This is a genomic window from Nocardia callitridis, assembly GCF_039543305.1.
Taxonomy (GTDB): domain Bacteria; phylum Actinomycetota; class Actinomycetes; order Mycobacteriales; family Mycobacteriaceae; genus Nocardia; species Nocardia callitridis.
In genome coordinates this window covers 51,651-64,680 of the sequence record NZ_BAABJM010000003.1, presented here as the reverse complement: position 1 = coordinate 64,680, position 13,030 = coordinate 51,651, and the positions used below count along the sequence as shown (strand labels likewise).

Annotated in this window: 10 protein-coding genes; 7 read left to right on the top strand and 3 right to left on the bottom strand. The window is 66.6% G+C overall.

Annotation, left to right across the window (positions count from 1 at the left end):
• The first annotated feature begins 167 nt into the window (after window positions 1–167).
• Window positions 168–1,559, top strand: coding sequence for a WS/DGAT/MGAT family O-acyltransferase (locus ABEA50_RS17890; protein ID WP_345496688.1), 1,392 nt, complete (start codon window positions 168–170; stop codon window positions 1,557–1,559).
• A gap of 200 nt (window positions 1,560–1,759) precedes the next feature.
• Window positions 1,760–2,788: an FAD-dependent oxidoreductase gene (locus ABEA50_RS17885; RefSeq protein ID WP_345496686.1), complete on the top strand. Its 1,029-nt coding sequence runs from the start codon at window positions 1,760–1,762 to the stop codon at window positions 2,786–2,788.
• Window positions 2,789–2,885: 97 nt separating this feature from the next.
• Here the strand turns inward: ABEA50_RS17885 and ABEA50_RS17880 are convergent, their stop codons facing one another.
• Window positions 2,886–3,509 (bottom strand): LysE/ArgO family amino acid transporter, encoded by a 624-nt coding sequence (locus ABEA50_RS17880; protein ID WP_345496685.1) that lies wholly within the window; start codon window positions 3,507–3,509, stop codon window positions 2,886–2,888.
• Window positions 3,510–3,581: 72 nt separating this feature from the next.
• On the opposite strand from ABEA50_RS17880, the gene ABEA50_RS17875 reads away from it, so the two are divergent.
• Window positions 3,582–4,469 (top strand): LysR family transcriptional regulator ArgP, encoded by an 888-nt coding sequence (locus tag ABEA50_RS17875; RefSeq protein WP_345496683.1) that lies wholly within the window; start codon window positions 3,582–3,584, stop codon window positions 4,467–4,469.
• Window positions 4,470–4,528: 59 nt separating this feature from the next.
• On the top strand, window positions 4,529–5,290 hold the full coding sequence (locus ABEA50_RS17870) for a DUF6796 family protein (RefSeq protein ID WP_345496682.1): 762 nt from the start codon (window positions 4,529–4,531) through the stop codon (window positions 5,288–5,290).
• A gap of 2 nt (window positions 5,291–5,292) precedes the next feature.
• Here the strand turns inward: ABEA50_RS17870 and ABEA50_RS17865 are convergent, their stop codons facing one another.
• Together ABEA50_RS17865 and ABEA50_RS17860 are read right to left on the bottom strand one after the other, a co-directional pair.
• Window positions 5,293–5,985 carry a response regulator gene (locus ABEA50_RS17865; protein ID WP_345496681.1) on the bottom strand — a complete coding sequence of 231 codons (693 nt, stop codon included), beginning with the start codon at window positions 5,983–5,985 and terminating at the stop codon, window positions 5,293–5,295.
• A gap of 97 nt (window positions 5,986–6,082) precedes the next feature.
• Window positions 6,083–8,626, bottom strand: a complete 2,544-nt coding sequence (locus ABEA50_RS17860) for a sensor histidine kinase KdpD (protein ID WP_345496680.1) — start codon at window positions 8,624–8,626, stop codon at window positions 6,083–6,085.
• Window positions 8,627–9,129: 503 nt separating this feature from the next.
• Between ABEA50_RS17860 and ABEA50_RS17855 the strand changes: the two genes are divergently transcribed.
• Genes ABEA50_RS17855 through kdpB form a run of 3 tightly spaced genes read left to right on the top strand, consistent with a single transcriptional unit; the run spans window position 9,130 to window position 13,030 of the window.
• On the top strand, window positions 9,130–9,219 hold the full coding sequence (locus ABEA50_RS17855) for a potassium-transporting ATPase subunit F (RefSeq protein WP_345496679.1): 90 nt from the start codon (window positions 9,130–9,132) through the stop codon (window positions 9,217–9,219).
• The gene (gene kdpA / locus ABEA50_RS17850) at window positions 9,216–10,889 is read left to right on the top strand and encodes a potassium-transporting ATPase subunit KdpA (RefSeq protein ID WP_345496678.1); all 1,674 of its coding nucleotides are present in this window, start codon (window positions 9,216–9,218) and stop codon (window positions 10,887–10,889) included. Before ABEA50_RS17855 ends, kdpA begins: the two co-directional genes overlap by 4 nt.
• Entirely contained in the window at window positions 10,886–13,030 is a 2,145-nt protein-coding gene (gene kdpB, locus ABEA50_RS17845) for a potassium-transporting ATPase subunit KdpB (protein WP_345496677.1), read from the top strand. The genes kdpA and kdpB overlap by 4 nt, the downstream gene beginning before the upstream one ends.

Sequence of the window (13,030 nt, the reverse complement as noted above, 5' to 3'; positions counted from 1 at the left end):
CGGTACTCCTCGATCGTGATCCGCTCGTGTTCGACCGGATAGTGCCGGCGAACACGAACTCCCTGCGCCAGCGTAGCAATAACCACGTCAGTATGTGGAACTTTTAGTAACACACATTGCGGACCGATACACAAGCCCCTTCTCGGCCGCGCTTGTAGCCTTTCGCTATGGAGAAATTGACCGGATTGGACGCCAGCTTCCTCTACCTGGAGACCGGCACACAGCACCTACACGTGTGCGCACTGCTGCTGCTCGATCCGGCCGAAGGCGACTATTCCTTCGGTGCGTTCAAAGACGAGCTCGCCCGCCGGCTACCGCTCGTTCCGCAGTTGCGCCGCCGCCTCTACGAGGTGCCCTTCCACCTCGACCACCCGGTCTGGGTGGCCGACAAGGACTTCGATCTGGACTACCACGTCCGCCGCGTCGGCATTCCGGCACCGGCCGGTCATACCGAACTGGCCGAGCTGATCGGCGACATCGCGGGTCGACCCTTGGATCGGGAGCGCCCGCTTTGGGAGATGACGGTGGTGGAAGGACTCGCCGACGGCACGATCGCCGTGGTGTGCAAGTACCACCACGCCGCCGTCGACGGTATCGCCGCCACCAGTCTGATGATGCACCTGTGCGACCTCACTCCCGGCGCAGACACCGAGGTGCCGCCCGACGAGTGGCAACCCGAACGCAGCCCCGGCGAGGCGCGGCTGTTCGCCGAGGCGGCGCTGCGGTTCCCGGCCAAGATCGGCATGCTCGCCATGGTGCCGAAAACTCTGGGAATGGTCGCCGGTTTCGCCGATCGCCGTCGAAAGAACCAGAGCGGCATGGCATTACCGTTCTCGGCGCCACGCACCCCGTTCAACCGGACGATCACTCCGCACCGCGCGGTCGCGTTCACCGACACCGACATCGCCGCGATCAAGGAGATCAAGTCCGCCTTCGGCGTGAAGGTGAACGACGTCGTGCTCACCATCGTGGCCGGGGTGCTGCGTAGTTATCTGTTGGCGCACGGCGAGTTGCCCGACCGCTCGCTGATGGCTTCCGTGCCGGTCTCCGTGCACGATTCGACCCGCCACACCAAGGGCATCAACAAGGTCTCTGCCCTGTTCGCCCGCCTCGGCACCGATATCGAGGACCCGGCGCAGCGGCTGCGTGAGGTCGCCGAGGCCAACCGCGACGCCAAGGAGGAACACGACCTGGTCGGCTCGGACTTCTTGCAGGACTGGTCGAAATACGCGCCGCCCAATACCTTTCAGCTCGGCGCGCGCATGTATTCGGCACTGCGGCTGGCCGAGAAGCACCCCGTGGTGCACAACCTGGTGGTGTCGAACGTGCCGGGACCGCCAGCGCCGCTGTATTTCCTCGGTGTGCCGGTGGCGGGCATGTACCCGTTCGGGCCGGTCTTCCACGGCGCCGGGCTCACGGTGACGGTGCTGTCCACGCACAACGCGCTGAATTTCGGTTTCATCGCCTGTAAGGAATCGGTCCCCGACATCGCCGACCTCGCCGACGCCGTCCCCGCGGTGGTCACCGAATTGCTCACCGCCGCACGCACAATAGGCTGACCGGCCGAGTGCGGGTCCGAGAAGCGCGGCGCGGACCGGCCGCCGAGGCCCGGTGCTGATGACCTAGCCAGCCCGCGACGAGACCTCGTGTTCGACCGACCGGAAATTCGTCATCGACGCTTGCCCGTCGCCGGGTGTTGCGCGCAAGTATCTCGACCGAGGGGTGGCCGTCGCCGCGCGAATCCCCTTACCCTCGAGACATGGTGACGATCATCGGTGGTGGAATCGCCGGAACCGTGCTCGCCGGTGCGCTCGCGCGTGACGGCATGGCGGTCACGGTGTTCGAGAGTCGACCGGCAGTGCGCGCGGGGGCGTTCCTGTTTCTCGACGACCGAGGGCACGACGCGCTCGAAGGGTTGGGGGTCGCGCGCGATCGGCTGTACGCGGCGTCGCAACCGGTGTCGACCATTCGCGTCGAATACGCGCCGGGACCGGTGCGCTCGCGGCCGAGCAACCATCGCATGTATCTGCGCGCCGACCTCATGGGTGTGCTCACCGAATTCGCGGCGAGCACCCCGGCCGAGTTCCACTACGACACACCGATTGCCGATCTCGACCTCGAGAGCCGCACCCTGTGCGGCGATTCCACCCGATTCGCCGCCGACGAACTGATCATCGCCGCGGACGGCATCGATTCAAGGGCGAGAAACCATCTCGAACCCGAGCGAACACCCGAATACGCGGGCCAGGTGGTGGTTTACGGGCGAACCGACAAACCCCTCCAGCCGGACACCGAACCGTCGGTGCTGCACTTCAACGGACAGATCGATGAGACCGTCTCCCCCACACCGGCTTTCGGTCATATCTGGAACGACTCGATCTCGGTGTGGTTCGCCAGGATCACCCGCGAACAGCTCGCTGCCGCCGATATCGGAATCCAACCGGTGGCCCCGTGGGTCGGGGCCGTGGAGTCCACCGCCCCTGCGATTTCCGACACGATCGACCTCTTGCTGGCCAACACCGAAACCGCACACTTCTCCAACGCCCGCAACGTCCCCTTCGCCCGCGCCGAACCCCCGCACCCGGGCCTGATCCTCTGCGGGGACGCCGACCACGCCATCACCCCTGCCGCGGGGGTCGGCGCCCGCGACGCCATCGAAGACGCCGCCGCATTGCACCGGGCACTCCGCGAAGGAACCTCGCCCACCGAGGCCATGGCAGCACGGCGTCAGCAGATCGACGCCGAACGCCGACAGGCGACGCCGCCAGGACGATCGAGGAGATCCTGACGCCGCAGCCCACGTTGTCCACCGACCGCCTCGGTGCGTGCCGGTCAGTCGTTGCGGTGCCGGAAGTGTGGAGCGCACCGCCCGGCCATGCTCGCGGTCATGCGGTCAGCACCAATCCCGCTGCCAGACAGAGCATTACCAACGCGATCACCGAATCGAGGATGCGCCAGGCGACCGGCCGGGCGAAGAACGGTCCGAGCAGTCGTGCGCCGAAGCCGAGCGCGACGAACCAGAGCGCGCTACCCACCATGGCCCCCGCACCGAGGAACCAACGATCGGCACCCGCGTAGGTGTTGGCGAACGAGCCGAGCAGGACCACCGTGTCCAGGTAGGCGTGCGGGTTGAGCCAGGTCAGCGCCAGGCAGGTGAGAACCGTGGCACCGAGCGCGACGGTCTTGCCGTTCGACTCCGCGATCAACGTCGAGGAGGAGAACGCGCGGCGCGCGGCGAAAACCGCGTAACCGAGCAGGAACGCGGCCCCGGCGTAGCGCACGACGGTCATCGCCAGCGGCGCCGACGTCATGAGCACTCCCGCGCCGCCGATGCCCGCGGCGATCAACACGGCGTCGGAGACGGTGCACACCGCGACCACGGCGAGCACGTGTTGTCGGCGCAACCCCTGACGCAGGACAAAGGCGTTCTGTGCGCCGATCGCCACGATCAACGCGAGCCCGAAACCCAGACCGGAGAGGGCGGCCAACGCCGCGGAAGTAGATGTCACTCGCTCGAGGTTAGGGCCGCCATCCAGGGCATTCCAGCTAAATATTCTGCACTATCATTAGAGTTGCTAATCATGGATCTGCAACTGGACCAGCTGGCCGCGCTCAATGCCGCGGTCAGCGAAGGCACCTTCGAGGCCGCGGCGCGACGATTACGGCTCACCCCCTCGGCCGTGAGCCAGCGCATCAAAGCACTGGAGGACGCGGCGGGTCGGATCCTGGTGCAACGCACGAAACCCGTGCGCCCCACCGAATCCGGGCTCGCGGTGCTGCGGTTGGCCAGGCAGATCGAGCTGCTGTCGATCGATACCGCCCGCGAACTCGGCGACGCCTACCGTCCCGGCGATCAACCGATTCGAATCCCCTTGGCGGTCAATGCCGATTCGTTGGAAACCTGGGTGATGCCCGCACTGTGCGCGGCACCCGCCGGTGTGTACTTCGATATCCACCGCGAGGACGAGGAACACACCACGCGCCTGTTGCGCGACGGCACCGTGATGGCCGCGATCACCGCTACCGCCGAAGCCGTGCAGGGCTGCACGGTCGAGAAGCTCGGCATCATCCGGTATCGCCCGATGGCCAGCCGCGCGTTCGCTCGCACCTGGTTTCCGGACGGCGCGACCGCGAAGACCTACGCGAGCGCGCCCGTGGTGGCCTTCGACCGCAAGGACGATCTTCAGCACCGCTACCTGCGTCGAAGAACCAGACAGGTGGTCGATCCGCCTTGTCATTACGTCCCTTCGGCCACGGCGTTCGCCGATGCGGTCCGCCTCGGCCTCGGCTGGGGTTTGTTGCCCGACCTGCTCACCAACTCCCAGCACGACACTCCAGCACCGGTCCGCATCGACCGCGACGCCCACATCGATGTCCCGCTCTACTGGCAGCAGTGGCGCCTGGATTCGCCCGCACTGGCGCAGGTCGCCACCGCGATCACCGAGGCGGCGGCCAGGACCCTGCGCTGAGTCGATGATCCACCGAAATTCTAGTTAGGTAAGCCTAATTAAGTGGTACCGTCGTGCGCATGACGCGATTTCAGATCCGACGCCGGTCGGTTGATCACACGGCGCTGGTTCGCTGGGCGGGTGGCGCGGGCATTGCCGGTTCTCTCCTCTACGCCCTCGGCGACGCACTGCTGCTGGGGTCGAAGATCGAACCCGACAAGCATCCGATCCTGCACGAGCCGGACGTGAAACCGGAGATCGGCTCGATGTTGCCCGCCTCGACAACGCGGCTCACCGCGGGAGCGATGTGCGGAGTCTTCGGCGCGCCACTGTATTTGGCGGCCGCCTGGCACCTGTACGAAGGGCTCGCACCCGCGGGGAAAGCGCGAGCGCTGCCGCCGGCGCTGCTGCTCGCGGGTGCATGGACCACCCCCGCGTTCATTCATGGCACCTTCTTTCACTGGGGTGAGGCCTACAAGATCGCGGAAGAACTGGCGCCGACCAGCGAGGAAGCCAAGCAGCGGCTCTTACGTCAGGCCAACGACTTCGGGCGGGCGATCGCCATCGCCTACTGGCCCTTCGGCATCGCGACGGTCGCCGCGTCGGCACTCACCATCGCCGCCGTAGCCACCGGTCGTACCGCGTACCCGCGCTGGGCCGGCCCTCTGGTGGCTCCTGCCCTGCCGATCGCCGCGGCCAGCGTTGTCTCCGGTCAACATCACCTTCCCGGCCCTGCGAAACATCTGATGCAAGGCGCGGGCATCAGCCTGGGCCACCTGATCAGCTATGGCGCGAGCACCGCGCTGTTGTGGTCGGGTCGGCGCCTGCGCGCCGCACGCTGAGGTCATCCCTGGAACCGATACCCCATTCCCGCCTCCGTGATCAGGTACTCGGGGCGGGCGGGGTCGTTTTCGAGCTTGCGCCGCAATTGCGCGAGATAGACACGCAGGTAATGGGATTCGGTCTCGTATGACGGACCCCATACCTCGCGCAAGAGTTCGGCGCGGCTGACGAGCTTGCCGCGATGGCGCACAAGGGTTTCCAGCACACCCCATTCGGTGGGTGTGAGATGGATGCGTTCGCCGTTCTTGGTGACCGTCTTCGCGGACAGATCGACGGTGAACGAGTCGGTAGCCACGACGGGGTCGTCGGGGATCGCCGCGGCGCCTCGGCGCACCGCCGCACGCAGGCGAGTCAGCAGCTCGTCCATGCCGAACGGCTTGGTGACGTAGTCGTCGGCGCCCGCGTCGAGGGCGGCGACCTTGTCCCCGGAATCCGTACGCGCCGACAGCACGATCACCGGCACCGCGGTCCAGCCACGCAACCCGGCCAAGACCTCGATGCCGTCCAGGTCCGGCAGCCCGAGATCGAGGATCACGACATTCGGACGACGTTCGGCCGCGAGCCGCAATGCCCCCGCGCCCGTGCTCGCGGTGAGCACCTCGTAGCCGCGCGCCGACAGGTTGATCCGTAACGCGCGCGCCATATGCGGTTCGTCGTCGACGACGAGTACCCGCACCCTCGCGATATCGCTCATCGCGCTGATCCGTGATTCTCGCGGCGAGCACCGAACGATCGGGTCGCGAAGGTATCTTCCTGCCGCGCAACGACTTCGCCGTTCACATCCGCGCATCTCATCGCTCATCCTCCTTACCCTCGCCGGTGGCCGCCGCGGGTGCTGGCGTCGCCGGTTCACCGGAGGGCAATTCCACCACCACGGTCAGCCCACCACCCGGCGTCGACTCCACGTGCACCGCCCCCGCCATCGCTTCGACGAAACCACGCACCACAGAGAGACCGAGGCCGACACCGGTGGAATTGTCCCGATCACCCAGCCGCTGAAACGGCTCGAACAGTTGCTCCTCGACTCCGTGCGGCACACCGGGACCCGTGTCCACGACCGCGATGACCACCACCGCACCATCCCACTCGGCGCGCACCCGCACCGTGGTCGGCTCCGGCGCGTGCCGCAGCGCGTTGTCGATGAGGTTGGCGAGCACCCGTTCGAGCAAACCGGCATCCGCGAGCACCGAGAGCGCCCCGACCTCGATCGACACCCGATCGAGCGCGCCGCGACGTAAACCGTGCGGGCTCATCCCTATTCCGACCAGCGCACGGTGGGCGACCTCGTCGAGATAGATCCTGGTGGCATGCGGAGTCACCACACCGGCGGCCAGGCGCGAGGAATCGAGCAGGTTGCCGACCAACGCGGTGAGCTGATCGACGGAGTCCTCCACGGTTTCCAGCAATTCGGCGGTGTCCTCGGCGGAGAACTCCACGTCGTCGCTGCGCAGGCTCGACACCGCCGCCTTCGCACCCGCCAAGGGTGTGCGCAGATCATGACTCACCGCCGAAAGCAATGCCCCGCGCAGCCGGTCGGCCTCCAGCATCGCCTGCGCCGCGTTCGCCTCGGCGGCCAACCGTGCCGAATGCACAAGTCCGACTGCCTGATTGGCGACGGCGCTGAGCACCGGCCGATCACCCGCGGCAAGCGGATGCCCGGCGAGCAGCAGTGTGTGTCCGCCGTCGCCGGTGGTCACCGAGGTGTCGGCGTCGACGGCACGAAGCGGCGGATCGGCACCGACCGCGGCGAGGGACTGTCCCTCGGCCACCAGCGACACCGCGCGCTGCCGATAGACGACACGCACCTGTTCCAGCAGCTTCGGCAGATCGGCTCCACCGAGTACGGCGCCCGCGAAAGTGGTCAACAACTCGGCCTGCTGCGAAGCCTTCCGTGCCTGCTGCGCGCGCACGGTCGCCCGATCGACCAGGACAGCCACGGCGACCGCGACGATCAACAACACCACGACCGCCACGAAATTGTCCGGCTCGGCGATGGTGAGGCTGTAGCGCGGATCGGCGAAAAACCAGTTCAACAGCAGCCCGGCCAACAACGCGGAGAACGCAGCGGGCAGCACACCACCGAGCAGAGCCACGCCGAGGACACCCACCACGAACAACGCGCTGAGCCCGTCGAGCCGCAACACATCATCGAGCACCCAGACCCCGAGCGCGCACACCAGCACCGGCACGAAACCCGCGGCCACCCAGGCCAGTACCGGATGCCGAGTTCGCACGAGACCGCCGGGGCGACCACCGCCGTGCGCGCGCTCGTGCGTCACCATGTGCACGTCGATCTTCCCGGAGTCGCGCACGACGGCCGAGCCGATACCTTCATCGAAAATCCGCGCCCACCGGGTGCGCCGCGAGGTGCCGAGCACCAGTTGGGTTCCCTCGACCTGCCGCGCGAACTCCAACAGCGCGGCCGGGACATCGTCACCGGTGATGACGTGTAGCGAAGCGTTCAATCCCCCGGCGAGTTCACGCAAGCGCGCGAGGCGGTGGGTCGACACCCCGGCCAACCCGTCACCGCGCAGGACGTGCACGACGATCAATTCGGCGCTGGACTTCACCGCGATCCTGGCCGCACGCCGAATCACTGTCTCCGATTCCTGTCCGCCCGTCACCGCGACCACCACGCGTTCGCGTGCCTCCCACGGCTCGGCGATCCGGTGCGAGGCGCGGTATTCGGTGAGCGCCGTATCGACCTGATCGGCCAGCCACACCAGGGCCAGCTCACGCAAGGCCGTGAGGTTTCCCGGCCGAAAGTAGTGACGCAGAGCGGTGTCGACCCGCTCGGGGACGTAGATATTTCCGTGAGACATCCTGCGCCGCAACGCCTCCGGAGTTATGTCGACCAGCTCTACCTGCTCGGCCGCCCGCACGACGGCGTCGGGGACGGTCTCGCGCTGACGCACACCGGTGATCTGCTCGACCACGTCGTTGAGGCTTTCCAGGTGCTGCACATTCACCGTCGACACGACGTCGATGCCCGCGTCGAGCAGCTCCTCGACATCACGCCACCGCTTGTCGTTGCGGCTGCCCGGCGCATTCGTGTGCGCGAGCTCGTCCACGAGGGCTACGGCTGGACGCCGCGCGAGGACCGCGTCCACGTCGAGTTCGGGGATTTCCGCACCGCGATACTCGATGATCCTCGGCGGGATCTGTTCGATCCCGACCAGCAGTTCGGCGGTCTTGGCGCGGCCGTGCGTCTGCACCACCGCGGCGACCACCTCGCGCCCACGACCGAGTCGGCGGTGCGCCTCCGCGAGCATCGCGTAGGTCTTGCCGACACCGGGTGCGGCGCCGAGATAAATGCGCAGGCGGCCGCGTTTCATGCGCCGCGCGCGCTCCCGCGGACCGGGGACGAGCGCACGCGCACCGGCTGGTGCCGCGACCTTTCCGCACGCGTACCCACGACGCGCACGGCGAGTGCGCAACACAGAAATCCGAACACGACAGCAACCGCGACAGCCGACACGGCGAACCCTTTCCACTGCGATGACGATGCCGACTGGACCGACCGGCACCCAAAGTTCTACTCCTGCGGCGGCGACACTCGGCGATCTTTACGGAGTGTTGACGCTCACCGCATCGACATTTACGGCGTCCGTACACGTGCGACGCGAACGTCAACAGAACGCAAATGTCGAGACCCACTCCGTCAATAAACCGTCAGGAAATCCCGCACCGCCCCGCTGGGCGGCTTCACTCGCACATGCCGTCCTGGCAAGCGGGGCGGTGAGGAGGTTGTGGTTTCTATGTCAGTCGTGGTGTTCATACTGCTAACCGTCGCGGTCTTCGCCGCGCTCGGTGCGCTACAGCAGGCAGTGGGGCGGCTGTGATCGCGAACATTGTCGGCCTGGTGTTGGCGGTTATCTTCACCAGCTTGCTCGTGGTCGCACTGCTGTTCCCGGAGCGGTTCCAGTGAGCACGACAACGGCCGGGCTGCTCTTCGCCGCCAGTTTGGTCGTGGCACTGGCAGCGGTACACGTGCCGCTCGGCGACTACATGTACCGGGTATACAACGCGGACAAGCACTCCCGCGTGGAGCGCGCGGTGTATCGGATGATCGGGGTGCGCCCGGGAGTCGAGCAGAACTGGGCGGTGTACGCGCGCAGTGTGCTCGCTTTCTCCGCGGTGAGCGTCCTGGTCCTGTTCGGGTTCCAATTGCTGCAGGGCTGGCTGCCTTGGCATCTGACCGAACCCGGGACCGAGATGACCGCAGCACTCGCCTGGAATACCGCCGTCAGCTTCGTCACCAACACCAATTGGCAGAACTACGCCGGGGAATCGACCCAGGGACATCTGGTGCAGATGGCGGGCCTGGCCGTGCAGAACTTCGTGTCGGCGGCCGTCGGCATGGCGGTCGCGATCGCGCTGGTGCGCGGATTCGCGCGCAAGCGCAACGGTGACCTCGGCAATTTCTGGGTCGACCTGGTGCGCGGGACGCTGCGCATCCTGCTACCGATCGCGTTCGTCTTCGCGATCGTGCTCATCGCGGGCGGCGTGGTGCAGAACCTGCACGTCTACGACCAGATCGCGCACACGCTCGTGGATGGCCAGCAGACGCTTCCCGGCGGAATGGTCGCCAGTCAGGAGACCATCAAGACGCTCGGTACCAATGGCGGCGGCTATTTCAACGCCAACTCCGCGCATCCGTTCGAGAACCCCACGGCGTGGACGCACTGGGTGCAGATCTTCCTGATCCTGCTCATCGCGTTCTCGCTGCCGCGCGCCTTCGGCCGGATGGTCGGCAGCCGTAAGCAGGGAGTCGCCATCGCCGCCGTTATGAGCATCATCGCGCTCGGCAGCCTCACCCTCACCACCGTGTTCCAGTCACGTCCAGGCGGCACCGTCGCCACCGCGATCGGCGGGTCGATGGAGGGTGTCGAGCAACGCTTCGGTGTCGCCGATTCGGCCGCCTTCGCCGCCGCGACCACGCTGACCTCCACCGGCGCGACCAGTTCGGCACACGATTCCTACAGCGGCCTCGGTGGGCTGATGCTGCTGTTCAACATGCAGTTGGGTGAGGTGGCGCCCGGCGGAGTCGGGTCGGGTCTGTACGGCATCCTGATACTCGCGGTGATCACCGTGTTCGTCGCCGGGCTGATGGTCGGGCGGACGCCGGAGTACCTCGGCAAGAAGATCACGCCGCGCGAAATCAAGCTGGCGGCACTGTATTTCCTGGTCAGCCCCTTGATCGTGCTGATAGGGACCGCGACGGCCCTGGCCATGCCCGGTCAACGCGCGAGCATGCTGAATACCGGCCCGCACGGGTTCTCGGAGGTGCTCTACGCCTTCACCTCCGCCACCGCCAACAACGGCTCCGCGTTCGCCGGACTGTCCGGCAATACCGAGTGGTACAACACCGCGCTCGGGCTCGCCATGCTCTTCGGTCGCTTCCTGCCGATCATCCTCGTGCTCGCCCTCGCGGGATCGCTTGCCGCACAGGGTTTTACCCCCGCCACGACCGGAACTCTGCCGACTCACCGACCGCAGTTCATCGGCATGGTCATCGGCGTCGCCGTGATCCTGGTCGCCCTCACCTTCCTGCCCGCACTCGCGCTCGGGCCGCTCGCCGAAGGACTCCACTCATGACCGACACCACCATGCTGGACGCCGAAAAACACACGCGCACAGCATCACCCACGCGGGCACCGAAGAAAATCATCGACCCCGCGCTCGTACGCGCCGCGATACCCGAGGCACTACGCAAGTTCGACCCACGCACGCTGTGGCGCAACCCCGTCATGCTCCTGGTCGAAGCAGGCGCACTCTGGGCCACTGTGCTCACGATCGCCGATCCGAGCTTCTTCAGCATCGGGGTCACCGGATGGTTGTGGCTGACCGTACTCTTCGCCAACCTCGCCGAATCCCTCGCCGAGGGAAGAGGGAAAGCGCAAGCGGCTTCACTGCGAAAGACGAAGTCCGACACCATCGCTCGGCGCATCATCGACTGGGATCCTGGCTCGACACCGACCTGGGATTCGGTCGGCGCCGCGGAATTACGGCGCGGCGATCACGTGGTCGTCGAGGCGGGCGAGGTGATTCCCGGTGACGGCGACGTGGTCGAAGGCATCGCCTCGGTCGACGAGTCCGCGATCACCGGTGAATCCGCGCCGGTCATCCGCGAATCCGGTGGTGACCGGTGCGCCGTCACCGGCGGAACGACGGTCCTGTCCGATCGCCTCGTCGTGCGCATTACCCAGCAGCCGGGTGCCAGCTTCATCGACAAGATGATCGCCCTGGTCGAAGGCGCGAGCCGCCAGAAAACCCCCAACGAGATCGCGCTCGAGATCCTGCTCGCCGCGCTCAGCGTCATCTTCGTGGTCACCGTCGCCGCCATGCAACCGATGGCGATCTTCGCCAAGGCGAACAGCCCTGGCGTACCGGATAATTCGGCATTGGACATGCACGGTGTCACCGGTGTCGTGCTGGTCGCCCTGCTGATCTGCCTGATCCCGACCACGATCGGCGCGCTGCTGTCGGCCATCGGGATCGCGGGCATGGATCGCCTGGTGCGGCGCAATGTGCTCGCCATGTCCGGTCGCGCCGTCGAGGCCGCGGGTGATGTGAACACGCTGCTGCTCGACAAAACCGGGACCATCACCCTCGGCAATCGGCAGGCGCGTGACTTTCTCCCGATGTCCGGCGTCAGCATCGCCGAATTGACCGATGCCGCAGCACTTTCCAGCCTGGCCGATCAGACACCGGAAGGGCGCTCGATCGTGGCGCACGCCCGACAGGCATTCGGCGTGCCCGAACGCGAACCCGGCGAGCTTCCCGAGGCGATCTGGGTCGAATTCACCGCGCAGACCAGGATGTCCGGTGTCGATCTCCCCCGGCGCAGTCTGCGCAAGGGCGCGGCCAGTGCCGTCACCGCGTGGGTGCGCGCGCACGACGGCGTCCTCCAGGAAGGTCTGGACGCGACCGTCGACGAGATCTCCGGTGCGGGCGGTACGCCGTTGGTCGTCGGCGAGAACGTCGACGGCGTGGCTCGTGTCCTCGGGGTGGTTCGCCTGGACGACGTCGTGAAACCCGGTATGCGCCAACGGTTCGAGGAAATGCGGCGGATGGGTATCCGCACGGTGATGGTCACCGGGGACAATCCGCGCACCGCCACGGCGATCGCCGCCGAGGCCGGAGTGGACGACTTTCTCGCCGAAGCCACTCCGGAAGCCAAACTCGCCATGATCCGCCACGAACAGGACGGCGGTCGACTGGTCGCGATGACCGGTGACGGTACCAACGACGCTCCCGCGCTGGCGCAAGCCGACGTGGGGGTGGCGATGAACACCGGAACCTCGGCCGCTAAAGAGGCGGGCAATATGGTCGACCTCGACTCCGATCCCACCAAGCTGATCGAGATCGTCGAGATCGGCAAACAGTTGCTCATCACCCGTGGCGCACTGACCACGTTTTCGATCGCCAACGACATCGCCAAGTACTTCGCGATCATTCCCGCACTGTTCGTCTCGCTCTATCCCGGCCTCGACACCCTCAATGTGATGCGCCTGGCCAGCCCGCAATCGGCGATCCTTTCGGCGGTGATCTTCAACGCGATCGTCATCGTCGCGCTGATTCCGTTGGCGCTGCGCGGTGTTCGCTACCGCCCCGGTAGCGCATCGAGCCTGCTGGGACGCAACCTCACCGTGTACGGACTCGGCGGCGTCCTCGCCCCGTTCGTCGGTATCAAACTCCTCGATCTCGTCGTCCACCTCCTCCCAGGGATGTCCTGA